The organism is Streptomyces sp. NPDC002825 (genome assembly GCF_040295385.1).
In the GTDB taxonomy this organism is placed as follows: Bacteria; Actinomycetota; Actinomycetes; order Streptomycetales; family Streptomycetaceae; genus Streptomyces.
Map to the genome: position 1 here is coordinate 1 of NZ_JBEOVH010000057.1, position 23,930 is coordinate 23,930.

At 74.2% G+C, this 23,930-nt stretch carries 15 protein-coding genes; 9 read left to right on the forward strand and 6 right to left on the reverse strand.

Going from position 1 to position 23,930, the window contains the following annotated elements; all coding sequences use genetic code 11:
- The first annotated feature begins 258 nt into the window (after positions 1 to 258).
- The 4 genes from ABT041_RS37970 to ABT041_RS37985 all read left to right on the forward strand — a co-directional run bounded on the left by ABT041_RS37970 (position 259) and on the right by ABT041_RS37985 (position 5,010).
- Complete coding sequence (locus ABT041_RS37970) at positions 259 to 3,462, forward strand: AfsR/SARP family transcriptional regulator (RefSeq protein ID WP_351193463.1); 3,204 nt, start codon at positions 259 to 261, stop codon at positions 3,460 to 3,462.
- Positions 3,463 to 3,618: 156 nt separating this feature from the next.
- Positions 3,619 to 4,056, forward strand: coding sequence for a DUF3995 domain-containing protein (locus ABT041_RS37975; protein ID WP_351193466.1), 438 nt, complete (start codon positions 3,619 to 3,621; stop codon positions 4,054 to 4,056).
- Complete coding sequence (locus ABT041_RS37980; protein WP_351193469.1) at positions 4,043 to 4,564, forward strand: RNA polymerase sigma factor; 522 nt, start codon at positions 4,043 to 4,045, stop codon at positions 4,562 to 4,564. Before ABT041_RS37975 ends, ABT041_RS37980 begins: the two co-directional genes overlap by 14 nt.
- 8 nt (positions 4,565 to 4,572) lie before the next feature.
- Positions 4,573 to 5,010, forward strand: coding sequence for a hypothetical protein (locus ABT041_RS37985; protein ID WP_351193472.1), 438 nt, complete (start codon positions 4,573 to 4,575; stop codon positions 5,008 to 5,010).
- Here the strand turns inward: ABT041_RS37985 and ABT041_RS37990 are convergent.
- From ABT041_RS37990 to ABT041_RS38015, 6 genes are all read right to left on the reverse strand, one after another.
- Positions 5,007 to 5,432: a VOC family protein gene (locus tag ABT041_RS37990; protein WP_351193475.1), complete on the reverse strand. Its 426-nt coding sequence runs from the start codon at positions 5,430 to 5,432 to the stop codon at positions 5,007 to 5,009. The two genes, ABT041_RS37985 and ABT041_RS37990, sit on opposite strands and share 4 nt — an antisense overlap.
- 137 nt (positions 5,433 to 5,569) lie before the next feature.
- Positions 5,570 to 6,985 carry an amidase gene (locus tag ABT041_RS37995; RefSeq protein ID WP_351193478.1) on the reverse strand — a complete coding sequence of 472 codons (1,416 nt, stop codon included), beginning with the start codon at positions 6,983 to 6,985 and terminating at the stop codon, positions 5,570 to 5,572.
- Positions 6,986 to 7,068: 83 nt separating this feature from the next.
- A complete protein-coding gene (locus ABT041_RS38000; protein WP_351193480.1) occupies positions 7,069 to 8,187 on the reverse strand; it encodes a chitinase in 1,119 nt (372 codons plus the stop codon).
- Positions 8,188 to 8,314: 127 nt separating this feature from the next.
- Positions 8,315 to 9,208 (reverse strand): YhjD/YihY/BrkB family envelope integrity protein, encoded by an 894-nt coding sequence (locus tag ABT041_RS38005; protein ID WP_351193483.1) that lies wholly within the window; start codon positions 9,206 to 9,208, stop codon positions 8,315 to 8,317.
- A 57-nt stretch (positions 9,209 to 9,265) separates the two neighbouring features.
- Positions 9,266 to 9,961, reverse strand: a complete 696-nt coding sequence (locus ABT041_RS38010) for a DUF6766 family protein (protein WP_351193486.1) — start codon at positions 9,959 to 9,961, stop codon at positions 9,266 to 9,268.
- An 81-nt stretch (positions 9,962 to 10,042) separates the two neighbouring features.
- Positions 10,043 to 10,447 carry a hypothetical protein gene (locus ABT041_RS38015; protein ID WP_351193488.1) on the reverse strand — a complete coding sequence of 135 codons (405 nt, stop codon included), beginning with the start codon at positions 10,445 to 10,447 and terminating at the stop codon, positions 10,043 to 10,045.
- 141 nt (positions 10,448 to 10,588) lie between these two features.
- Between ABT041_RS38015 and ABT041_RS38020 the strand changes: the two genes are divergently transcribed.
- The 5 genes from ABT041_RS38020 to ABT041_RS38040 form a co-directional block, all read left to right on the forward strand.
- Entirely contained in the window at positions 10,589 to 10,942 is a 354-nt protein-coding gene (locus ABT041_RS38020) for a PRC-barrel domain-containing protein (RefSeq protein WP_351193490.1), read from the forward strand.
- 312 nt (positions 10,943 to 11,254) lie between these two features.
- Positions 11,255 to 11,854, forward strand: a complete 600-nt coding sequence (locus tag ABT041_RS38025) for an RNA polymerase sigma factor (RefSeq protein ID WP_351193492.1) — start codon at positions 11,255 to 11,257, stop codon at positions 11,852 to 11,854.
- Complete coding sequence (locus tag ABT041_RS38030; RefSeq protein WP_351193494.1) at positions 11,851 to 12,210, forward strand: hypothetical protein; 360 nt, start codon at positions 11,851 to 11,853, stop codon at positions 12,208 to 12,210. The genes ABT041_RS38025 and ABT041_RS38030 overlap by 4 nt, the downstream gene beginning before the upstream one ends.
- Before the next feature lie 333 nt (positions 12,211 to 12,543).
- Positions 12,544 to 21,978 carry a type I polyketide synthase gene (locus ABT041_RS38035; protein ID WP_351193497.1) on the forward strand — a complete coding sequence of 3,145 codons (9,435 nt, stop codon included), beginning with the start codon at positions 12,544 to 12,546 and terminating at the stop codon, positions 21,976 to 21,978.
- A gap of 138 nt (positions 21,979 to 22,116) precedes the next feature.
- Positions 22,117 to 23,930, forward strand: a 1,814-nt coding sequence (locus ABT041_RS38040) for a type I polyketide synthase (RefSeq protein ID WP_351193500.1), incomplete at its 3' end; no start/stop codon positions are given.

Below are 23,930 nucleotides of genomic sequence, written 5' to 3' on the forward strand. Positions count from 1 at the left end.
GGGGGGGGGGGGGGGGCCGCCCGCCGGGGGCCCGCCCGCCGCCGTGGCCCCGGCCCCCCCCCCCCCCCCCCCCCCCCGGGGCCCCGCCCCCCCCCCCCCGGCCCCCCCCGACCCGACGGCGCCCACCCTGACGCGGCGCGCTGCAAGGCCGATGAAATGCTGCTGAAGCGAAGGTCTTGGGACGCGGTGCGGACACCGCGCGCACGGGGGACGTGGGGCGAGGACGTGAATGGGGAACCGATGGGCCACGGCCCGGGCGTGACGGGTGGGACAGGCAGGACGGGAGGGGCGGCCGGGCCTCTGCGGATCGATCTGCTCGGCCCCGTACGGGCGCTGCGCGGCGACGTCCCGGTCGCCCTCGGTCCGGTACGGCGGCAGGCGGTGCTGGCCGCCCTGGTGCTGCGCGCCCCGGGCTTCGTGACGTACCGGCAGCTCCTCGAAGACGTCTGGGGAGCCGAACCGCCGGGCACGGGCCACCGCGTCCTGCCGAGCTACGTGTACGCGCTCCGCAGGGCACTGGACCCCGCGGGCGCCCGTCCCGGCGGGTCGGTGATCGGCGGCGGGCGCGGCGGCTACCGCTTCGAGGCCGGCGGGGCCCGCACCGACCTCGCCGAGCTCGCCGAGCAGGCGGCGCTCGGCCGGCACGCGAAGGCCTCCGGAGACCTCGCCGGCGCCCTCGACGCGGGCGGACGGGCGCTCGCGCTGCTCCGCGGGGAGCCGCTGCCCGGCCTGCCGGGCCCGCTCGCCGACACCGAGCGGCATCGGCTCGTCCGGCTGCGGCAGGCCCTGCACCAGGAGCGCGCGGAGTGCCTCATCCTGCTCGGCCGCCACCAGGAGGCCCTGGACGGCCTCATGACGGCGCCCGTGGCGCTGCCGTACGACGAGCCCCTCGCCGCCCTGCGCATGCGCGCGCTGTACGGCAGCGGGCGGCAGGCCGAGGCGCTCGCCGTCTACCGGGAGACCCGCGCCCGGCTCCTCGACGAGCTGGGCGTGGAGCCGGGCGAGGACCTGCGCCGTGTACAGCAGGCGGTCCTGCGCCGGGACGACGCGCTGCTCCTCGGCCGGGGCCCGCGGGGCGGGGGCGCGGCCGCGTCACGGGCCGGGGGCGCGACCGGGCTGCGGGCCGGGCGCGCGGACCCGGTCGAGCCGGTTCACACCGGTCGTGCGGGGACCCCCGAACCGCGGGCCGACGCCCACCGACCGGTCGACACCGGCCAACCCGTCGCCGCACGCCGATCCGTCGACACCGGCCAACCCGGCGACACACGCCGACCCGCCGACGCCCGCCCCGCGGGTGACGGCCGCCCCGTGGGTGGCCCCGATGCCCCCGGCCGCTCCGTCCCTCTCCGTCGCAACGAACTCCCCGGTGACACCGCCTCTCTGGTCGGGCGCGCGGCGGAGCTCGCCGTGCTCACCGCTCCCGTCCATCCGGGCGCGGTGTCCGTGATGACGGTGGACGGGACGGCGGGGGTCGGCAAGACCGCGCTGGTCGTGCGTGCCGCCTGGACGCTCGCCGACGAGCACCCCGACGGGTGCCTGTTCGTGGACCTGGAGGCGCACGGCGCCGCCGGCCCGCACCGGGCCCTGCGCCGGCTGCTCCGCACGGTACGGGGCGCCGCCGAAGAGCTCCCCGCCGAGCGGGACGACGCGGACGGCCTGGCGGACCTGGTCACGGCGTGGCGGGCGGCCACCAGCGGGCTGCGGCTGCTGCTCGTCGTGGACGGCGCGCGGAGCGCCGAGCAGGTCCGTCCGCTGCTGCCCGCCGGTCCGGGAAGCCGGGTCCTCGTGGCGGGCCGCCAGCGGCTGCCCGGCCTCGACGCGGAGACGAGGCTCACGGTGGAGCCCCTGGACACCGGTGACGCGGTCGGACTGCTGCGCGCGCTCCTCGGGGAGTCCCGTGCGGACCGCGAGCCCGAGGCGGCCGCGGAGCTCGCCCGGCGCTGCGGCGGTCTGCCGCTGGCGCTGCGGATCGCGAGCGCCCGGCTGCAGAACCGCCCGTCCTGGAACCTGTCGTACCTGGCGGGCCGGATGTCCGACGACGTGCGGGGCCTCGGCGAGCTGCGGGCGGAGGACCGCAGCGTGGAGGCGGCCTTCCGGCTCTCGTACGACCGGCTCGAACCCGAACTGCGGCGCGGGTTCCGGGCGTTGGGCGTGCTCCCGACGGTCCGTTTCGACGGTCTCGGTCCGGCCGCCGCGCTGGGCCGTTCGCGTGCGCACGCCGAGGGGATCCTGGAGGACCTGGTCGACGCGAGCCTGCTCCAGGAGCCTCATCCGGGCCGCTACCGGCTGCACGACCTCGTCCGGGCCCACGCCCGGCAGCTCGCGGCCGCCGAGCCCGGAGAGGCGGCCGCGGACCGCGCGGCCGTCCTGCGTCTCTACACCGTGGCGGGCCGGCTCGCGGGCGACTGGGGTCCGGACGCGTTCCCGACGGGCCCCGACGCCTCCGGCGCTCCGTTCGAGGACCCGCGGGAGGCGTCGGCGTGGCTGGACGCGGCGGGCGGGGAGCTGGTCGACGTGGTGGCGTACGCGGCCGCCGCCGGGGAGTTCGACCACGCCTGCTGGATCGCGGAGGCCCTGGTGGACCCAATGCTGCGGCAGGGGCTTCCTCACGAGTGCCGGGCCGCCCTGGAACTCGCCCTGCCCTGCGCCGACCGGGCCGCCGACCGGCGGATGCCGTCCGCGCTCCGCACCTGCATGGGGGTCGTCGACGTCCGCCAGGGCCGCTTCCGGCAGGCCCACGCCTGGTTCACGGAAGCGCTGCACCACGCCTCCGACGACGAGAAGGGCCTGCGGGAGCGGGCCCGGGCCGTCGCGGGAATCGGCGTCTGCGCGTGGACGCAGGGCCGCGTGGAGGAGGGAACCGCACACCTGGAGGAGGCGGCCGGGCTTGCGGCGGCCCTCGGCGACGACTGGCTGGCCAACGTGGTGACCTGCAACCTCGGCGCGATCCGCCACCAGCAGGGGCGGCACGAGCAGGCGCTGGAGCTGTACCTCTCGGCCCTCGCGCTCGCCGAGAAGAACGGCCGGCCCCGCACGATCAGCAGCAGCCTGTGCTTCGTCGCCGATGCCCAACTGGCCCTGGGCCGGACGGAGGAGGCCGTCGGCCTGCTTCGCCGGGCGGCCGACCTCGCCCGCGCGGCCGGCGACGCCCTGCTGCACGTCTTGGCCCTGTCCCGCCTCGCCACCGCCGAACAGGTGCGGGGCGAGCTGCGCGCGGCCGTCGACACCCACCACGAGGCGCTGTCCACCCTCACCGAACACACCGGCACCTGGCTGGAGATGGAGGTCCGCACCCGGCTCGGCGGCACCTATGCGGCGGCGGGCCGTCACGCTGAGGCCCACCAGGAGTTCCGGACGGCCCTCTCCCTGCCCGACGCCGCCGACCACCCCGAGCAGTACGACCGTGCCCGCGCCGGCCTGACCGCCTCGGGCACCCGGGCCCAGGGCACCGGCGACGGGTAGGCGCGCGGTCCGACCGCGCGGACATCGGACAGGTGGCGCCGGGGTGACGTGAGCCGGATCACACGGAACGTTCCGAGCGGGCGGGTCCTCCTTCAGGTGTCGGCGCCCACGGCGCCGATCCGGTCTCGACCTCGACCCCGATACGGAGGGGATCCCATGGCGGTCATCGACATCGAGCGGCCTCGTGCGGTCGGCGGCGGGCTTGCCGTCGCCGTGCTGCTCGCCGTTCTCGCGCTTGTGCACGTCTACTGGGCGACCGGGCTGACGTGGCCCGCCGCCGACGAGCGGGGGTTGTCACTCGCCGTGCTCGGGAGCGTCGTCTCCTTCGGTCCCGCGGTGGTGCTGCCGCTCGCGGTGGTCGAAGGAGCCGCCGCGGTCGCCGTGGCCGCCCGGGCGCGGGGAGTGCGCGGTCGTATCCCGCGGCTCGTCACGTACGCCGTGGCCTGCGGGATGCTGCTGCGCGGGGCGGCCGGCGTGGTGTGGATCGTGGTGGGGCGGGACGGTTCCGGGGCGGTCTTCCCCTGGCTGAACGCGCTGCTCTACACCCCGCTGAGCCTGGTCTTCGGCTGGACGGCCCTGCGTGCCGCCCGCTGAGGCCACCGGGCCCGTCGACCGGGGTGTCGCGCTCGTCCGCGCCGCCCGGCGGGGCGACACCCTGGCCCTGCACGATCTGCTCGACCACCTCACCCCGTACATCTCCCGGATCTGCGGTCCCATCGCCCTCGACGACGGGCCGGACGCCACCCAGGAGGCCCTGGTCGCCGTCTTCACCTCGCTGCGGTCGCTGCGGGAGCCCGAGGCGCTGTACGGGTGGGTGCGGGCGATCTCCGTACGGGAGGCGGTACGGGTCGCGCGGCGGGCGGCGCGGGCGCGGCCGGCGGAGCTCCCCGACGTGCCGGAGCGCGGCGATCCGCAGCTGGCCGCCGACATCGGCGACGTCCTGGCCCGGCTGTCCCCGGCGCATCGGGCGGTGCTCGTGCTGCGGGACGTCGAGGGGATGGACGAGGAGGCCGCGGCGGCGCTCCTCGGGGTGCCCGCGGGCACGGCGAAGTCCCGGTTGCACCGGGCACGGCAGAGCTTCCGAAGGGCGTGGTCCGCGTGAGGGACGGGATGGCGATCGACGACGTGCGGCGGCTGCGGGTGATGGGCGCCGGGGTCCGGGGCGCGCGGATCGTGGAGCGGGTGCTGCCCGCGCCGCTCGACGCGGTGTGGGCGGTCATGGGCGATCTGGAGGGCGGCTTCGGTGAGTTCCAGCCCGACATGCGGTCGGTGCGGGTCCTGCGCCGGGACGGCGACCGGGTCGAGGCCCTCGCCCGAAGCCGCTACGGCCCGCGGGCCCGGTTCCACGGGGTTCTGCGGCCGGGCTGGTGCTGGCTGCAGAGCCGGTTCCTGATCATCGGGATGGCGGCGGTCGACGAGGGCGGCCGGACCCGGGTGGCGCTCACCGGCGGCGTCCGCGTCCCGGGGCGGGCCGCTCTCGTGCCGTTCGGGGCGCGCCGTGAACTGGAGCGGGCCATGGCGCGCCTCGCCGAACGGGTCTCCGGCTAGGAAGCCCTGTCCGGGCTGGTGATGTTGACCATCCAGGTGATGCCGAAGCGGTCCGTACACATGCCGAAGACGTCACCCCACATCTGCTTCTCCAGCGGGACGGAGACCGTGCCGGAGCCGGAGAGCTGCTCCCAGTAGCCGCGGAGTTCGCCGTCGTCCTCGCCGCTGACGCTCACGGCGATGTTGGTGCCGGGCTGGTGCGGCATGCCCGGCGGGACGTCCCCGGCCATGAGGGTGAAGCCGCTGTCGGTCTCCAGCATGGAGTGCATGATCTTGTCGGCGTTGTCTCCGGCGTCCTTGTCGCCGAAGGAGGCGCCGTAGGTGTTGAGCGCGAGGGTGCCGCCGAACACCTCCTTGTAGAACTCCATGGCCTGGCGGGCGTCGCCGTCGAAGGTGATGTACGGGTTGAGCCGAGAGGGCACGAGCCTCCCCTTCCGTGACGGGTCGATGGTTCCGGCCGAGGGTAGAGGACGCCTTGCCGCCGGCCGGTGCGGCGCACTCGGCCGGCGGACCGGAATTCGACCTGTTGCCTCAACCCGCCCGGCGGCTCACCGCACGGTCACGCGTCCTGGACGCGGCGGAACGGCCGGTCCGCCTCCAGGGTGAACGCCACGTCCAGGAGGGTCCGTTCGCTTCCGGGGCGGCCGGAGAACATGACGCCGACGGGCAGCCCCTCGTCCGTCGCCCGGGTGCTGGGCAGGGAGATCGACGGGGTGCCGACGACGTTGTCGACCGGGGTGAAGGCGACGTACGCGAGGATCCGCTCGATCAGCGCCGGGTACGGGACCGTCGGCGCGAGGTGCCCGATCGGCGGGGCGGGGTGGGCGAGGACCGGGGTGAGGAGCAGGTCGATTCCGCGGAAGGCCGCCGCGTACGCCGCCTTCGTCCGCTTCAGCCTCCGCAGCACGCCCGGGGTGCTCCGCCAGTTCTCCAGGTACGTCGTGCGCAGCCCGCGGCTGAGGCCGTCCATGCGGCGCCGGTCGAAGTCGGGGCCGAGGCTCCGGCCGGTGGCGCCGAGGAGGAAGGACAGCATGCCCCAGTAGGTGAGGAAGTCCTCGGTGAAGCGCGGGTCGATGGCCATCGCGACCGGTTCCACGGTGTGGCCGAGCCGTTCGAGCCGCGTCGCCGTCTCCGTGACGGCCTCGCGGGTGACGGTGTCGGAGGCGACGCCGTTCGGCGAGTCGAGGAGGAATCCGATGCGCAGGCGTCGTCCGGAGGGCCCTTCGACCAGGCCGACGGGCGGCAGTTTCGGGTTGCGCCAGTAGGTCTCGGCGGCGGAGAGGAACGCGGCGGTGTCCCGTACGGAACGGCTCACGATCCCGTCGGCGACGAGGTCCAGGGGCAGCCGGCGGCTCTGGTCGTTCGGCACGACCCGGCCGCGGGTCGGCTTGAGGCCGACGAGACCGCAGCAGGCGGCGGGGATCCGGATGGATCCGCCGCCGTCGTTGGCGTGGGCGATCGGGACCGCGCCGGCGGCGACGAGGGCGGCGCTGCCGCCCGAGGAGCCGCCGGCGGAGTGGCCGGTGTTCCACGGGTTGCGGACGGGCTCGGCGTTCTCGTACTCGGTGGTCGGGCTGAAGCCGAACTCGGGCAGCCGGGTCTTGCCGAGCACGGTGACGCCGGTGCTGAGGAACTGCCCGGTGAAGGGGGCGTGCCGTCGCGCTGCCCTCGGGGTGAAGGCGGCGCTGCCGTGGCCGGTGGGCAGCCCCTGGTGGTCGGTGTTGTCCTTGACGAAGGTGGGGACGCCCGCGAAGGCGCCTCGGGTCCCGGTGCCGGGCGCCGGGGCGTCGGCGTGCACCTGGACGGCGTGGAGCCGTTCCTCGACGGCCCGCACCCGCTCGGCCGCGTCCCGGGCGGCCTCGGCGGCGCCGACCTCGCCGCGGCGGATGGCCGCGGCGAGCCCGACGGCGTCGTGTTCTCCCAGGGCGTCGTCCCGGAAGGCGTGCACCCTGGTCTTCTCGTCGTACGTCGTCACCGTCGCCTCAGCCCCCGGCCCGTGTGGATGGTCACCCACCATCATTGCCTACCGACGGGTAACAGGCGAGGGGTCGGCGGCGGTCATCGTCCTTGGAGCGCCTTGACGTTGTCGCCGAAGGTCCAGCCCTTCGAGCCGTCCCAGTTGGCCGACCAGGTCATCAGGCCCTTGAGCGAGCCGCCGTAGTGGTTCCAGGCCTGCGCCACCGCCGACGGCGTCATGTACCCGCCGCCGGCGCCGGGCTGCGCCGGGAGGCCGGGGACCTGCTTGTCGTACGGGACCTTGACGGTGGCGCCCTGGATCACGAGCCCGCGGTTCAGGCAGTCGGTCTGGGCCACGAACCCGGCGACGGTGCCGGCGGAGTAGGAGTCGCCGGAGCATCCGTACATGCTGCCGTTGTAGTACTGCATGTTCAGCCACCAGAGGCGCCCGTTGTCCGCGTACTTCTTGACGATCGGGAGGTACGCGCCCCAGATCGACCCGTAGGCCACGCTGCCGCCGGTGACGTACGCGGTCTCCGGCGCCATCGTCAGGCCGAAGCCGGCGGGCATGCGGGCCAGGACCCCGTCGATGATGTGTACGAGGTTGGCCTGCGAGGTGGACAGGGTACCGATGCTGCCGCTGCCGACGAGACCGGTCTCGATGTCGATGTCGATGCCGTCGAAGTTGTACGCCCGCAGGAGCGGCACGATGGTCTCGACGAACCGGTCGGCGACGGCGCGGGAGCTCAGGTCGATGCCCGCGGCGGCGCCCCCGACGGACATCAGGATCGTCGCCCCGGCGGCCTTGGCGCGGCACATCTCCGCCGGGGTGGCGACGCGGACGGTGCTGTCCATGCCGTCCTCCCACAGCACGGTCCCGTCCGAACGGATCACGGGGAACGCGGCGTTGATCACGTTGTAGCCGTGCGCCGCGAAGCGCGGGTCGTCGATGGGCGCCCAGCCGAAGGGCGGATGGACACCGTTGGCCGAGCCGTCCCAGTTCTCCCAGTACCCCTGGAGCACCTTTCCGGCGGGCTTCGGCTTGAGGGCGCAGGTGTCCGCGGTGATGGAGGGCGGGGACTGCGCGGACTTGTCGTCCACTGCGGCGGAGGAAGGGGGCTGTTTCGTGTCCTCCGCGGCGGCGGGGCCGGCGAGGACGGCGGCGGCGAGCAGGGTGGCGAGCCCCGCTCCGAGGACACGGGTGATCCGGGGGCCTGGCATGCGTGCTCCTGGGGACGTGGGGGGATGGTCCTGGTCTTGGCGCGCGCTCCAGCAGACCGTAAGTTGGTCCAGACCTTTCGTCAACCACCCGCACACGTAAGGACGTTGGCGCGATACGGCCTGCGCTTCACGCCGCAGGCGGTGCCCCCGGGGGCCGCCCTCGCCGTCTCCACGCGCGCGTCACGCGGGGCAGTTCCTCGTCGATCAGGCGCCCCGCGAGCGCGCCGCCGAACACGACGACCCCCACGGCGACGAGCCAGGTCTCGATGACGAGGAACGCGCCGAACGGGCCGTACGTGACGGCGCTGGACGCGATCAGCGGGGAGAAGACGAACTGCGAGAAGATCCGCAGCCCGAGCAGCCCGGTCGTGGTGCACAGCGCCCCGGGCAGCAGGGCGAGCCAGGCGACGCGGCCGCCGGTCAGCCAGCGCTGCGACCACCAGAAGAACAGGGTGCCGGTGAGCGCGGTGGCGAGCCCCCGCACCGACGCCTCCGGCCAGAACGAGGAGACCGCGAACACATAGAGGAGCCCGAGGAGCACGGTGAGCCAGAGCACATGCCGCCACCGGGCCCACAGCGGGGCCTGCGGGAGGCCCCAGACCCTCTCGTATCCGCTCTGCACCACCGTGCAGAACGTCACGCCGAAGACGGCGAGCAGGGCGAGGCCGAAGGCCCCCGTGGCCCTCCGCACCTGGCCCGGCAGCGCGAAGAGCCGCTCGATCTCGGCCCTGGCCTCGTCCGAGACCCCGATGCCGTCACCGAGCCACTGCGCGAAGCCCTTCCCGCTGCCCGTACCCGCACCCGCCGCCGACACGACGATCAGGAGCGGCACCAGGGTGAGGAAGGCGAGCGCCGCGAACCCCAGCGCACGCTCCCAGAGTCCGAGCTCCTCGACCGGCGCCCACCGGTGACCGGCCCGGACCCGTCGTATCCCCCTGAGCGTCCGCGTGGTCCGGACCCGTCGGAACGCCCGTACCGTCCGATCGGCCCGGGCCCTCAGTCCGCCGGGACGGGAGACCACCCCTCCACGGTAGGGCCACGCCGCTCCCCCCGACCAGCGGTCCGCCCGGCGCCGGCGTCAGCCCTCGACGCCGGTGGCCTCGTGCGAGGCGCCCACGGGCTTGGACTCGGGGGAACCGCGCTGGCGCAGATAGACGGAGAGGATCGCCATGGCCGCCACGGCGAGCAGCTCCGACTGCCAGTTCTGCAGGGAGCGGTTCCAGAAGTCGGCGGAGCCGAGGTACGAGTACCAGGGGACAGGAGCCTGGAGCTGCCGCAGCCGCAATTCGTTGAAGGCGGCCACACCGGAGATCGACTGCGCCAGCCAGGACAGCACGAAGAAGCCGGCCATGACGAGACCGAGGGACCGGGAGTACACGGTCTGCCGCCAGTCCTTCGTACCGGCCCAGCGGGGCGAGTCCGGCCGGGCGTGGTCACCCATGCGCTGCTCGCGGTCGCTCTCCGTGCCCGCCTTGTGCAGCGACTTGGACTCCGGGGAACCGCGCTGCAGCAGATAGACCGTGCCGAAGATGTAGAGGAAGAACTGGAGGAACTCCGACTGCCAGTTCTCGGTGACGTCGACGGCGAAGTCCGAGGACATCAGGTACTCGCCGAGGCCGATCTGCTGCAGCCCGTCGACGGCCAGCTGCTCGTTGAACTCCGCGCGCCCTGCGACCGCCTGGGCGCCCAGGACGACCAGGAACGCCACCCCGAAGCCGATGGTGAGGCTGTTCGTCCGCCAGAATCCGCCCTGCGGGGCCCGGTCGGCCGTCACCGGTGCATCGCTCCGATCACGCTGAAGTAGGCGAGTCCGCCCACGATGGTCACCACGCACACGACGAACAGCGCCCGCACGTCACGCCCCCCTCAGTACGCAGTGGTACGGCATGTCGCCCGCTTCGGCCGCGCATCCGGCGGCGGTCACCCGCCACCCCTCGTCGAACTGCGACAGGAACAGGGTGTCGCCCTGGAGGCGGAGCAGCGCCTGCCGGCCGTAGACGTCCACCCCCCGCACGGCGCCGCCGCGCGGCAGCTCCTGCGCAGGCAGGGCCCTGGCGCACGGCTTCTTCTCGCCCTCCTCGAGCTGCGCGCGGCTCTCCTCGGCGAGCAGCTCGCAGGCGACGCCGAAGTTGCCGGCGGCGAGGGATTCCTCGAAGAACCGGCCGGCACCGGTCGCTCCGTCCACGCGTGACTGCGGCGCGCCGCAGCCGGACAGGGCGATCAGGACCGTCGTCACTCCGAGAAGCAGGGGCACTCTCACACCCTCAGCCTGACCGTACGGGCGGCGCCGGCAAGGGGCGGGAGGCCGAATGGACACACGTCTCACCTGTTCGGGTCAGGGCGGGCGACGGCGTGCGTGCGTCGGCGGCCCACGAGACCATGGAGACGGAGAGGGATCGCCATGAGTGAGTTCGACATCTGGAACTACCGCCCGAGCACCGGGTACCGGCAGGGCGTCGATCTCGTCGGCTACAGGGTCGAGGCCACGGACGGCAGCATCGGGAAGATCGACCGGCACACCGAGGACGTCGGCTCGTCGTACCTGGTCGTCGACGTGGGGGCGTGGATCTTCGGCCGGCGGGTGCTGCTCCCGGCGGGGACCATCGAGCTGATCGACACCGCCGAGGAGAAGGTGTACGTCGACCGCACGAAGGACCAGATCAAGGACGCCCCGGACTTCGACGAGGCGAAGTACGCCGACGAGCCCGCCTACCTGGAGCAGTTCGCCCGGTACTACGGCCAGCCCCACATGTGAGGGCGGCCCCTGCTCCGCACCCTCCGTCCGGCGGTCGCCGGACCGGGTCCCGGACGGTCTGACCTGCGCCCGGACCGGTTCGAAAAAAACTTCGGCGAGAGGTGAATCCTCTCGCGACCTCCCCGTCTCTTATGTGTGTACCGGCCGAACGGGCCGGACCGAGTCGGGAGGAAACAGCAATTATGGTCACTGCCCTCATCGTGGTCGGCGTGGTGCTCGTGGGTGCGTGCAGCTGGCACCTGATGCGGCGCTTCAACAAGAGCCGAAGCTGACCGCGCCTGCGCGCGGGGCGCCTTCCGGTATGAGTAGCGCATGAACCAACGCTTCCCCTGGCCTGACGAGCGGCTCATCAAGGCCGCTCAGGACGGCGACGTCACGTCGCTCACCACCGTCGTCATGGAATCGCAGCCGCATGTGCGCAAGTTCGCCATATCGCTGTGCGCCTCGCCGCAGGACGCGGAGGACGCGGCACAAGAGGCGCTGATCATCCTGTACCGGAAGATCGGCACCTTGCGGGCCACCGGCGCGCTCGCCTCCTGGATGTTCCGGATCGTGCGCAACGAGTGCCTCCGGCAGGTCCGGCTGCTCGTCGCCCGACGTGACGAAGTAACGGCCGAACCGGAGGCCGGCGCGGAACCGTCCGCCGAGGAGGCGGTGCTGTACCGGCTGGAGGTGGAGCGGATCGCGGCCGCGGTCAGCGCCCTTCCCCGTGACCAGCGGCAGGTCCTGATCATGCGGGACGTCCAGGGCCTGCCCGGCAAGACCGTCGCTCGCACGCTGGGCCTGAGCACCGCGGCGATGAAGTCGCGGCTGCACCGGGCACGCGCGGCGCTGCGTCACGCGCTGGAAGCGAGCGACCAGGCACCAGATCAGGCCATCGACCGACCAGTCGAAGGAGACTCACGACCATGAAGACCGTGAACATCGTGAAGCCGCCCGAGGGCGTGCAGGCCCCGGTGGTCGCGCCGTCGGCGACCCGGGTCGCCGCGCCGTCCGCCGCGCCGAACTTCGCGAGCAAGTCCGTCCCGCGCCATCTGGCACGCGGTGTCATCGGCTTCGGGCTGATCATCGGCTCGATCGCCATGGTGCCCGTGGCCGGCCCGGCGACCCTGCTCGCGGCCCCGCTGGCGCTGATCGCCTTCAAGGGCTGCCCCACCTGCTGGATGGTCGGCCTGGCGCAGACCATCTCCCGGGGCCGTCTGGAGCGTCAGTGCGTGGACGGCGTCTGCACCCTCACCAAGGCGCACCCGGCGGCGAAGCACGACTGAGCCGACTCCGGATCTCCGGCCTCCTGCCCCGGCCTGACGTCCACCCTCCCGCGGCGCGTCCCGGAGGGTGGTGTCACCGGGTCCGGAGGTTTCGGGCATGCCTTTTTACGGGCGTTGAGCGTCTGTTCGCGGGCGGGAGACGACTGTCTCGCGAATCCCGCGCAAGCCCCCCGGTCGCTATTCGTCGCATTCGTTTTGCATACCAACTCCCCGCCCTGGCCATTGGTTTACGGAGCGCCGCCTCGATGCTAGGGTCCGAAACGAGATTGAGTGTGGCAGGGCCGCCGAGTCGGCAACGCCGCTGATCGTGCTTCACGGGGGGAGCAGAACGCTATGATCCGCCATGCCCGCATTGGGGCGGCAGATGACCGTACCGTCGCAGTCGTCGGTCTTTCCTGTCGTTTTCCCGGTGGTGCGAGTCCTGCCGAATTCTGGAATCTGCTGAGGAACGGCCGCGACGCCATTGCGGAGCCACCCGCGGATCGCGCACACCTCGGCGTCCGGGAGGACGGTTCCCCGCGCCCGGGTGGTTTTCTGCCCCGGGTCGACACCTTCGACGCCGAGTTCTTCAGGATATCCCCGCGCGAAGCCGCCGCGATGGACCCTCAGCAGCGACTCGTGCTGGAGCTCGCCTGGGAGGCGCTCGAGGACGCCGGCATCGTCCCGGCCGCGCTCGCCGGCACCGCCACCGGGGTCTTCGTCGGCGCGATCGCCGACGACTACACGGCCCTCACCCATGCGGCCGGCCCCGGGGCGACCTCCGCGCACACGGTGACGGGCCTGCACCGGGGCATCATCGCGAACCGGGTCTCGTACGCCCTCGGGCTCCACGGCCCCAGCATGGTGATCGACAGCGCGCAGTCGTCCTCGCTGGTCGCGGTGCATCTGGCCTGCGAGAGCCTGCGCCGCGGCGAGTCCGTGACGGCGCTGGCCGGCGGCGTCAACCTCAACCTGGCACCGGAGAGCACCGAGGCCCTGTCGGCCTTCGGCAGTCTCTCGCCCGACGGGCGATGTTACTCGTTGGACGCCCGGGCGAACGGGTACGTGCGAGGTGAGGGCGGCGGCGTGGTCGCGCTGAAACTCCTCGGTCGGGCCATCGCCGACGGGGACCGCATCCACTGTCTGCTGCACGGCGGAGCCGTCGGCAACGACGGGGCGAGCGACACGCTTCCCACACCTGACGGAAAATCCCAGGAACAGGTCATACGCAACGCCTGGGAAAACTCCGGTATACCTCTTGGACACGCGCAGTACATCGAATTACACGGCTCGGGCACCCGGGTCGGCGATCCCATCGAAGCCTCTGCTCTGGGCGCCGTATTCTCCTCCTCCCGCACGCCGGACAATCCTCTCCGGCTCGGCTCGGTCAAGACGAACATCGGCCACCTCGAAGGGGCCGCGGGCATCGCGGGACTCGTCAAGACGATTCTCTGCATCAAAGAGCGGGAGATCGTTCCAACGCTCAACTATGAGACCCCGAATCCCCAGATACCGTTCGAGGAACTGCGACTCGCCGCCGCCACCGAAACGGGGCCGTGGCCGAATCCCGACGGTCCGCTCTACGCGGGTGTGACATCGGTCGGAATGGGCGGTACGAACTGCCATCTGGTCCTCGGCGAGTGGCGGGACGAAACCGCCTCGACCGACGGGAACGAGCCGGAACCGGCACACCGCCCGGACGCACCCGACTCCCTCGCCTGGGTACTGTCCGGACGCGGCGACAAGGCGCTCCGCGCCCAGGCCGCCCGACTGCGCGAACACCTCGCCGCACACCCCGCGTTCGACCCCGCCGAGGTCGCCCGCGCCCTCGCCCACGACCGCACCGCCTTCAGCCACCGCGCCGTCCTCACCGGCACCGGCCGCGACGAGCTCCTGACCGCCCTGGACGCGGTCGCCGACGCCCGGGTCACCCCGGCCGCGGTCGAGGGCAGCAGCCACCGGGCCGTCCGCGAGGCCGTGTTCGTCTTCCCCGGCCAGGGCTCCCAGTGGGCCGGCATGGCCGCCGAACTCCTCGACGACTCCCCCGTGTTCGCGCAGGTCGTCCAGGACTGCGAGCGGGCGCTCCGCCCGTACCGCGACTGGTCGCTGACCGACGTGCTGCGCGGGACCGCGGGCGCCCCCGCCCTCGACCGCGACGACGTCGTGCAGCCGGCCCTGTGGGCCGTGATGGTCGGACTCGCCGCCCTGTGGCGGGCGGCCGGTGTCGAACCGGCCGCGGTCGTCGGCCACTCGCAGGGCGAGATCGCCGCCGCCACCGTCAGCGGCGCCCTGTCCCTCGACGACGCCGCCCGGCTCATCGCCGTCCGCAGCACCGCACTCGGCGCGCTCGCCGGGCGCGGCGGCGGCATGCTCACCGTGTCGCTGCCCGCCGACCGGGTCCGCGAGGACCTGGCCGGATTCCCGCGCCTGAGCGTGGCCGCCGTCAACTCCCCCGGCATGACCGTGGTGGCCGGTGACGGGGACGCCCTGGACGCCCTGGCCGCGCACTACGGCGAGGCCGTGAGGACCCGGCGCGTCCCCGTCGCGTACGCCTCGCACAGCCCGCACGTCGACGCCGTACGCGACACGCTGCCCGCCGAACTCGCCGGCATCGCGCCGCGCGCCGGGACCGTGCCGCTGCACTCCACCGTCACCGGCACGGCCCTCGACGGTTCCGAGCTGGACGTGGACTACTGGTACCGCAACCTGCGCGAACCCGTCGCCTTCGAGCCCGCCGTACGGGCCCTGCTCGACGCGGGGCACGAGCTGTTCCTCGAGATGAGCCCGCACCCGGTGCTGGCGCTCGCCGTCCAGCAGACCGCGGAGGCCGCCGACCTGCCCGTCGCCGCGCTCGGCACGCTGCGCCGCGGCGAGGGCGGACGGCAGCGCCTGCTGCTGGCGTTCGGCGAGGCGTTCTGCCACGGCGCTGAGGTGGACTGGTCCACGGTCCTGCCCGCCGGCACCGGCCGCGCCGAGCTGCCGACGTACGCCTTCCAGCGCCGCCGTCACTGGATCTCCGGACGGCCCCACGCCGCCCGGCCCCTGACGCCCGCCGGCCCGCCGGCGCAGGCCGTCCCGCTCCCGGAGGACGGCCACGAGGCCGAGCCGAGCCTCGCCCTGACCGGCCCGGCCGCCCTGGAGCTCGTACGGGCGCACACCGCGGCCGTCCTCGGGTACGACTCCGTCGCCGAGGTCGAGCCCCGGCGGACGTTCAAGGAGCTGGGCATCGACTCGGCGATGGTCGTCGAGCTGCGCAACCGGCTCGTCACCGCCACCGGGCGCAGGCTCCCCACGACCGTCGTGTACGACCACCCCAGCCCCGCCGAGCTGGCCGCGCTGCTCGCCGACGCGCCGCACGAAGCCGACGCCCCGCACGAGGCCGTCACGGCGCCCGAGGCACGTACCGGCGAGGACGACCCGGTCGTGATCGTCGGCATCGGCTGCCGCTTCCCGGGCGGCGTGGACTCCCCCGAGGCGCTGTGGCGCGTCGTGGCCGAACAGCGCGACGTCATCTCGGGCTTCCCGGCCGACCGGGGCTGGGACCTCGACGGCCTCTACCACCCGGACCCGGCCCACGTGGGGACCACGTACGTCCGCAACGGCGGCTTCCTCGAAGGCGCCGCGGAGTTCGACGCCGAACTGTTCGGGATCTCGCCCCGCGAGGCCCTCGCGATGGACCCGCAGCAGCGCGCCTACCTGGAGGTGTGCTGGGAGGCCCTGGAGCGGGCCGGGATCGCCCCGGACTCGCTGCGCGGGACGCAGACGGGCGTGTTCGCCGGTGTCATGGCGCAGGAGTACGGTCCGCGGCTCGGCGAGGCGGGTGCGGGTGCCGCCGGTTTCGGTCTGACGGGGACCACGCCGAGCGTCACCTCCGGCCGCGTCGCCTACACGCTCGGCCTGCAGGGACCGGCCCTGACGGTCGACACCGCGTGCTCGTCCTCGCTCGTCGCGCTGCACCTCGCCGTACGCGCCATCCGGTCGGGCGAGTGCTCACTCGCCCTCGCCGGCGGTGTGACGGTCATGTCGACGCCCGGCATCTTCGTGGAGTTCTCACGCCAGCGGGGCCTCGCCGCCGACGGCCGGTGCAAGTCCTTCTCGGCGGACGCGGACGGCACGGCCTGGGCCGAGGGCGTCGGCGTCCTGGTCGTGGAGCGGCTGTCGGACGCCCGGCGCCTGGGCCACGAGGTCCTGGCCGTGGTGGCCGGTTCGGCCGTGAACCAGGACGGCGCCTCCAACGGACTCACCGCACCCAGCGGCCCCGCGCAGGAGCGCGTGATCCGCGCGGCCGTCCAGGACGCCGGGGTGTCGTTCTCCGGTGTCGACGCGGTCGAGGCGCACGGTACGGGCACGGTGCTCGGCGACCCGATCGAGGCGCAGGCCCTGCTCGCCACCTACGGCAGCGAGCGCGACGGGCAGCCGCTCGTGCTCGGCTCGCTCAAGTCCAACCTCGGACACGCCCAGGCCGCCGCCGGAGTCGGCGGCATCATCAAGATGGTCATGGCCCTGCGCCACGGCGAACTCCCGGCCTCGCTCAACGTCGGCAGGCCGACCGAACTCGTCGACTGGGCCGCAGGCGGCGTCGAAGTCCTCACCGAGCCCCGCCCGTGGCCCGCCGCCGAGGGCAAGGTCCGGCGCGCCGGTGTCTCCTCCTTCGGCATCAGCGGCACCAACGCCCACGTGGTCCTCGCCGAGGCCCCCGCCGAGGCCCGCACACCCGCGACGGCTGCCGGGGACGACGACGCCCACCCGCTGTGGGTGCTGTCCGGGCGCACCGAGCCGGCGCTGCGCGCGCAGGCCTGCGCGCTCGTCGACGCGCTCGACACCCTCGACGAGGTGTCCACCGCCGACCTCGGCCGCGCGCTCGCCACGACCCGTACCGCTCTCGACCACCGCGCGGCCGTCGCCGCCGAGGACCGCACGGAGGCCGTCGCCGCGCTGACCGCGCTCGGCCGCGGCGAACCGCACTCCGCCCTCGTCCTCGGCACCGCCCGTACCGACGACGGGCTCGCCTACCTCTTCACCGGGCAGGGCAGTCAGCGCGTCGGGATGGGGCGCGAACTGTACGAGGCCGAGCCGGTGTTCGCCGCCGCGCTCGACGCGGTCTGCGCCGAACTCGACGCCTGCCGCGCCTCCGTGCCGGGGATGCCGCCGATCCGCGAGGTGATGTTCCACGACGCCGAGGCGCTCGACCGGACCGAGAACACGCAGTGTGCCCTCTTCGCCCTCCAGGTCGCCCTGTACCGGCTTCTCGAGCACCGCGGCCTGGCCCCCGACGCCGTACTCGGCCACTCCATCGGCGAGTTCGCCGCCGCTCACGTCGCCGGGATCCTCACGCTGTCCGACGCCTGCACCCTGGTCGCCGCGCGCGGCCGGCTCATGCAGGCCCTGCCGTCCGGCGGCGCCATGACGGCCGTCCAGGCCTCGCGGGACGAGGTCGGTGCGCTGATCGCGGGCCGCGAGCACGAGGTGAGCATCGCCGCCGTCAACGGGCCCCTGGCCGTCGTCGTCTCCGGCGACGTCGAGGCCGTCGAGGAGGTCGCCGCCGCGTTCGCCGCCCTCGGCCGCAAGACGCGCCGGCTCGTCGTCAGCCACGCCTTCCACTCCCACCGCATGGACGGGATGCTCGACGCGTTCGCCGCCGTCACCTCGGGGGTCGACCACGGGGAGCCCCGGGTCCCGATGGTGTCCACGGTCACCGGTGAGCCCGTCGAGGTCACCGCCGACTACTGGGTGCGGCAGGTGCGCCACGAGGTCCGGATGTCCGACGGCCTGGCCGCCCTGCACGCGCTCGGCATGCGGACCTTCCTCGAACTCGGCCCGGACGGCGTCCTTTCGGCCCTGGGCCAGGAGTGTCTGGACGACGACGCGCTCGCGTTCGTCCCGGTGCTGCGCCGCGGCCGGTCCGAGCGCCGCACCCTGGCCTCCGCGCTCGGCTCCCTGCACGTCCGGGGCCGCAGCCCCGACTGGCGGGCCGTGTTCGGCACGGGGCGGGCGCCCGCCCTGCCCACGTACGCCTTCCAGCGCGAGCGGTACTGGCTGACCGCGCAGGGCACCACGGGGGCCGCGGGGCACCCGCTGCTCGGCCCGGCCGTCGAGCTCGCCGAATCCGGGCAGACCGTCCTGACCGCCCGGCTCGGCCGGCGCAGCCACCCCTGGCTCGCCGACCACGCCGTCCTCGGCTCGGTCCTGCTGCCGGGCACCGCCTTCCTCGAACTCGCCGCCCGCGCCGGCTCGCGGACGGGGACGCCGCGGGTCGCCGAACTCACGCTCGTCGCCCCTCTGGTGCTCCCCGAGGACGGCCGTACCGAAGTGCAGGTCGTCGTGGCCGCGCCGGGCGAGGACGGCCAGCGCGCCCTGACGGTGCACGCCCGCGCCGAGACGCCGGACGGCGCCGTCGAGCCGTGGACCCTGCACGCCACCGGCGCGCTCGCCCCGCACGACGGCGCTCCCGCGCCGGCCGCGGCCCGGCCCTCCGGTGAGGGCGATGCTCTGCCCGTCGACGGCTGCTACGACGAACTGGCGGCCTCGGGCTACGCCTACGGCCCGGTCTTCCAGGGTCTGCGCGCCGCGTGGCGGCACGGCACCGACCTGTTCGCCGAGGTCGCCCTTCCGGCGTCCGTCACCGACGCCGCCTCGTACGGGATGCACCCGGCGCTGCTCGACGCGGCCCTGCACCCGATCGTCCTGACCGCGCTCGAGGACGGGGGCCGCCGGCTGCTGCCCTTCTCGTGGCGCGGTGTGACCGTCCACCAGCCGGGCGCCCGTTCCGTCCGCGCGCTGATCACCGCCACGGGGCAGGACGCGGTGTCGCTGACCCTGCTCGACGAGTCCCACGCGGTCGTCGCCGAGGTGGAGGAGCTCGTCCTGCGCCCGGTCGGCGAGGAGGTGGCCGTCCCGCGCTCCCTCCACCGCCTGGACTGGAAGCCGGCCACGGCGGACGGGGGTGCGTCACCGTCGGCCGCCGCGCTCGGCTCCGCCGACCTGGGCGTCGGTCTCCGGTACGACGACCTCACGGCCCTGGGCAAGGCCCTGGACGCGGGGCTTCCCGCGCCCGAGGTGGTCCTCGCGCCGGTCACGGGTCTCGTGGCCTCCCCGGACCCCGGTTCCGCCGCCGGCCCGCCGCCCGCCGTGCACCGCGCGCTCGCGCTGCTCCAGGCGTGGCTGGGCGACGACCGGCTCGCCGACTCCCGTCTGGTCCTCGTCACCCGGGCGGCCGTGGCCACGGCGGCGGGCGTCGACGCGGACCCCGACCTCGCGGCCGTATGGGGTCTGGCGCGCTCGGCGCAGACCGAGAACCCCGGCCGGGTCGGCCTGCTCGACGTGGAGACGGCGGAGGACTGCCGTACCGCACTGCCGCTGATCGCCTCCGAGTCGCAACTCGCCGTCCGGGACGGGGCTCCGCTCGTGCCCCGGCTCGGCCCGGCCTCCGCCGGCGGAGCCCTGGTGCCCCCGGCCGGCACGGCCGCGTGGCGGATGGTGGTGCGCGAGCGCGGAACCCTGGACCACCTGGCCCTCGAACCCTTCCCGGAGGCCCTGGCCCCGCTGGGCGACGGCGAGGTGCGCATCGCGATGCGCGCCGCGGGCGTCAACTTCCGCGACGTCCTCGGCACGCTCGGCCTCTACCCCGGCGATCCCGGTCCGCTCGGCCTCGAAGGCGCCGGCGTGGTCACCGAGGTCGGACCCGGCGTCACGGGTCTCGCGGTCGGCGACCGCGTCATGGGGCTGTTCTCCGGGGCGTTCGGCCCGACGGCCGTCACCGATCACCGGCGGGTCGCCGTCATGCCCGCCGACTGGACGTTCACCGAGGCGGCGTCCGCGCCGATCGTGTTCCTCACCGCGTACCACGCCCTGGTCGACCTCGCCGGTCTGAGCGAGGGCGAGCGGGTCCTGATCCACGCGGCGGCGGGTGGCGTCGGAATGGCCGCCGTCCAGCTCGCCCGGCACCTGGGTGCGGAGGTGTACGGCACGGCGGGCCCCGGCAAGTGGGACGCGCTGCGTGACCTCGGCCTGGACGGCGCGAACGTGGCGTCGTCCCGCACCGTGGACTTCGAGGCGGCGTTCGGCGCGGCCACCGACGGCCGCGGCATGGACGTCGTACTGAACTCGCTCGCCGGCGAGTTCGTGGACGCCTCCCTCAGGCTGCTGCCGCACGGCGGTCGCTTCGTGGAGATGGGCAAGACCGATCTGCGCGACCCGGCGGTGGTCGCGGCCGACCACCCCGGGGTGGACTACCGCTTCTTCGACCTGCTCCAGGAGCCGACCGAGCGGATCGGCGAGATGCTCACGGCCGTCATGGGGCTGCTGTCGTCGGGGGCGCTGAAGCCGCTGCCGGTGAGCACCTGGGACGTCCGCCGGGCGCCGGAGGCCTTCCGGTACGTGAGCCAGGCGCGCCACACCGGCAAGGTCGTCCTCACCCTTCCGCCGGTTCTCGACCCGGAGGGCACGGTCCTCGTCACCGGCGCCACCGGCGCCCTCGGCGGACTGGTCGCCCGGCACCTGGTGACCGGGCACGGCGCCCGGCGTCTGCTCCTGGTCAGCCGCCGCGGCGCCGACGCCCCGGGCGCGAAGGAACTCGCCCGCGAACTCACCGGGTCGGGCGCCGAGGTCACGCTCGCGGCCTGCGACACCGCCGACCGCGACGCGCTCGCCCGGCTCCTCGACGGCGTACCGCTCACGGCCGTCGTCCACGCGGCCGGAGTGCTCGACGACGGTGTGATCGGCGCACTCACTCCCGCGCGCCTCGACACCGTGCTCGCCGCCAAGGCCACCGCGGCCCGGCACCTGCACGAGCTGACCAAGGACCAGGACCTCGCGGCCTTCGTCCTGTTCTCCTCCGTCATGGGCGTCATCGGCGGCGCAGGCCAGGGCAACTACGCCGCGGCCAACGCCTACCTGGACGCCCTGGCCCAGCGCCGTGCCTCCCAGGGTCTCCCGGCGGTCTCCCTGGCCTGGGGCATGTGGGCGGACACGGCGGGACGGCCGGGGGCCGCCGGAATGGCGGGCACCCTGTCCGAAGCCGACCGGGTGCGCATCGCCCGCACCGGCCTCGCGCCCATCGACCGGGCGGAGGGCCTGGCCCTGCTCGACGCGGCCCTGCGCGTGGACTCCCCCGCGCTCGTGCCCGCACCTCTCGACCGGGCGGCGCTCGGCGCCCTCGGCGCCCAACTGCCCGCCGTGCTGCGGGACCTGGCACCGGCCGCCCCGCGCCCGGCCCAGGCACCGGCGGCCTCGGCCGCGCCCCGGACGGCCGAGACGCTGAGCGACCGGCTCGCCGTACTGAGCGCGGCCGAGCGGGAGGAACTGCTCCTCGACCTCGTCCGGGTGCAGACCGCCGCCGTACTCGGCCGGTCCTCCGCGGCCGGGGTTCCCGCCGACCGGCCCTTCAAGGACATGGGCTGCGACTCCCTCACCCTGGTGGAACTGCGGAACCGACTGCAGACCGCCGCCGGTCTGCGACTGCCGGCCACGTTCCTCTTCAACTACCCGACGCCGCTCGCGGTCGTGGGCCATCTCAACGGCGAACTGGCCCCGGCCGCAGCGGAATCCGCCACCGAATCCGCCGACTCCTCGTCCGCACCCGGCCTGGTCGAACTCGACCGGCTGGAAGCGGCACTCGTCGAGCTGCCGGACGACACCCAGGACGAGGTGCGCGCCGAGATCGTCCAGCGCCTCCAGGCCCTCGCGGCCCGGGTGCCGGCTCAGCGCGCCCCCGTCGAGGACGATCTGTCCGCACGGGTCCAGTCGGCCTCGGTCGACGAACTCCTCGCGTTCATCGACTCCGAACTCTGATCCCGGGTCCGCGACGCCGGACCTCACCCGTCCCATCCGTTCGCCGCGCGCGGCGTGCCCCCGGGCACGCCGCCCGGGCAGCCCTGCCCGAAACCCGGGCACGCACGGCTCCACAACGCCTACGGGGGCATCACCACCATGACAACAACCGACAACGACAAACTCGTCGAATACCTCAAGCGCCTCACCGTCGACCTCCACCAGTCCCGTCAGCGGGTCCGTGAACTGGAGGCGGGAACCAACGATCCGATCGTCATCGTCGGCATGGGCTGCCGCTTCCCGGGCGGCGTGGACTCGCCCGAGGCACTGTGGCGGGTCGTCGCCGAGCAGCGCGACGTCATCTCGGGCCTGCCGACCGACCGGGGCTGGGACCTCGACGGCCTCTACCACCCCGACCCGGACCACTCCGGGACCTCGTACGTGCGCGACGGCGGCTTCCTGCGGGGCGCCGCCGAGTTCGACCCGGCCTTCTTCGGGATCTCGCCGCGCGAGGCCCTGTCGATGGACCCGCAGCAGCGGCTGCTCCTCGAGGTGTCGTGGGAGGCCCTGGAGCGGGCCGGGATCACGCCCGGTTCGCTGCACGGCACGTCGACGGGCGTGTTCCTCGGAGCGATCGCCCAGGAGTACGGGCCGCGGCTCGGCGAGGCGAGCGCGGCCGCCACCGGGTTCGGGCTCACGGGCACGACGTCGAGCGTGGCCTCGGGCCGCGTCGCCTACACCCTGGGCCTGCAGGGTCCGGCCCTGACGGTCGACACCGCGTGCTCGTCCTCGCTCGTCGCGCTGCACCTGGCGGTCAACGCCCTGCGCTCCGGCGAGTGTTCGCTGGCGCTCGCCGGCGGCGTGACGGTCATGTCGACGCCGGGCATCTTCGTCGAGTTCTCGCGCCAGAAGGGGCTCGCGCCCGACGGCCGGTGCAAGTCGTTCTCGGCGGACGCGGACGGTACGGCGTGGGCCGAGGGCGTCGGTGTGCTCGTCGTCGAGAAGCTCTCGGACGCCCGCCGTCTGGGCCACAAGGTCCTGGCCGTGGTGGCCGGTTCGGCCGTGAACCAGGACGGCGCGTCCAACGGACTCACCGCGCCCAGCGGCCCCGCGCAGGAGCGGGTGATCCGCGCGGCCGTGCAGGACGCCGGGGTGTCGTTCTCCGGTGTCGATGCCGTCGAAGCGCACGGTACGGGCACGGTGCTCGGCGACCCGATCGAGGCGCAGGCCCTGCTCGCCACGTACGGCAAGGAGCGCGACGGGCAGCCCCTGATGCTGGGGTCCCTCAAGTCCAACCTGGGGCACTCCCAGGCGGCCGCCGGTGTCGGCGGCGTCATCAAGATGGTCATGGCCCTGCGCAACGCCGAGCTGCCCGCCTCGCTCAACGTCAGCAAGCCGAGCAAGCTGGTGGACTGGGCCGCCGGCGGCGTCGAAGTCCTCACCGAGCCGCGCCCGTGGCCCGCGGAGGAAGGCAGGACCCGGCGCGCCGGTGTCTCCTCCTTCGGCATCAGCGGCACCAACGCCCACGTCATCCTCGCGGAAGCGCCCGTCGAGCAGCCTGCCGAGGAAGCCACGCCGGAGGGCTCCCTGGAGGGCTCGGGTCTGCCGTGGGTGGTCTCGGCGCGTACGGCGGACGCCCTGGCCGAGGCGGCGGGGCAGCTGGCCGCGTACGTACGGGAACGGCCCGAGCTCGGCCCCGCCGACGTGGCGCTCTCCCTGGCCACCGGGCGCTCCGCCTTCGAGTCGCGGGCCGTGGTCCCCGCCGCCGACGGGCGCGACGGGCTGCTGGCCGGTCTGGACGCCCTGGCCTCCCGAGAGATCGACGGCGAGAACGGCGTGTCCCCCTCCCGCGCCGTGTTCGTGTTCCCCGGGCAGGGCTCGCAGTGGGTCGGCATGGCCACGGCCCTGCTGGACTCCTCGCCGGAGTTCGCCCGCGTCATCGGCGAGTGCGAGACGGCCCTGGCACCGTTCGT

Coding starts and splice junctions, on each gene's coding strand:
- ABT041_RS38030 (WP_351193494.1), top strand. CDS start 11,851: ATGAAGACCGTGAACATCGTGAAGCCGCCCGAGGGCGTGCAGGCCCCG.
- ABT041_RS38020 (WP_351193490.1), top strand. CDS start 10,589: ATGAGTGAGTTCGACATCTGGAACTACCGCCCGAGCACCGGGTACCGG.
- ABT041_RS38035 (WP_351193497.1), top strand. CDS start 12,544: ATGATCCGCCATGCCCGCATTGGGGCGGCAGATGACCGTACCGTCGCA.
- ABT041_RS37975 (WP_351193466.1), top strand. CDS start 3,619: ATGGCGGTCATCGACATCGAGCGGCCTCGTGCGGTCGGCGGCGGGCTT.
- ABT041_RS37985 (WP_351193472.1), top strand. CDS start 4,573: ATGGCGATCGACGACGTGCGGCGGCTGCGGGTGATGGGCGCCGGGGTC.
- ABT041_RS38000 (WP_351193480.1), bottom strand. CDS start 8,187: ATGCCAGGCCCCCGGATCACCCGTGTCCTCGGAGCGGGGCTCGCCACC.
- ABT041_RS38025 (WP_351193492.1), top strand. CDS start 11,255: ATGAACCAACGCTTCCCCTGGCCTGACGAGCGGCTCATCAAGGCCGCT.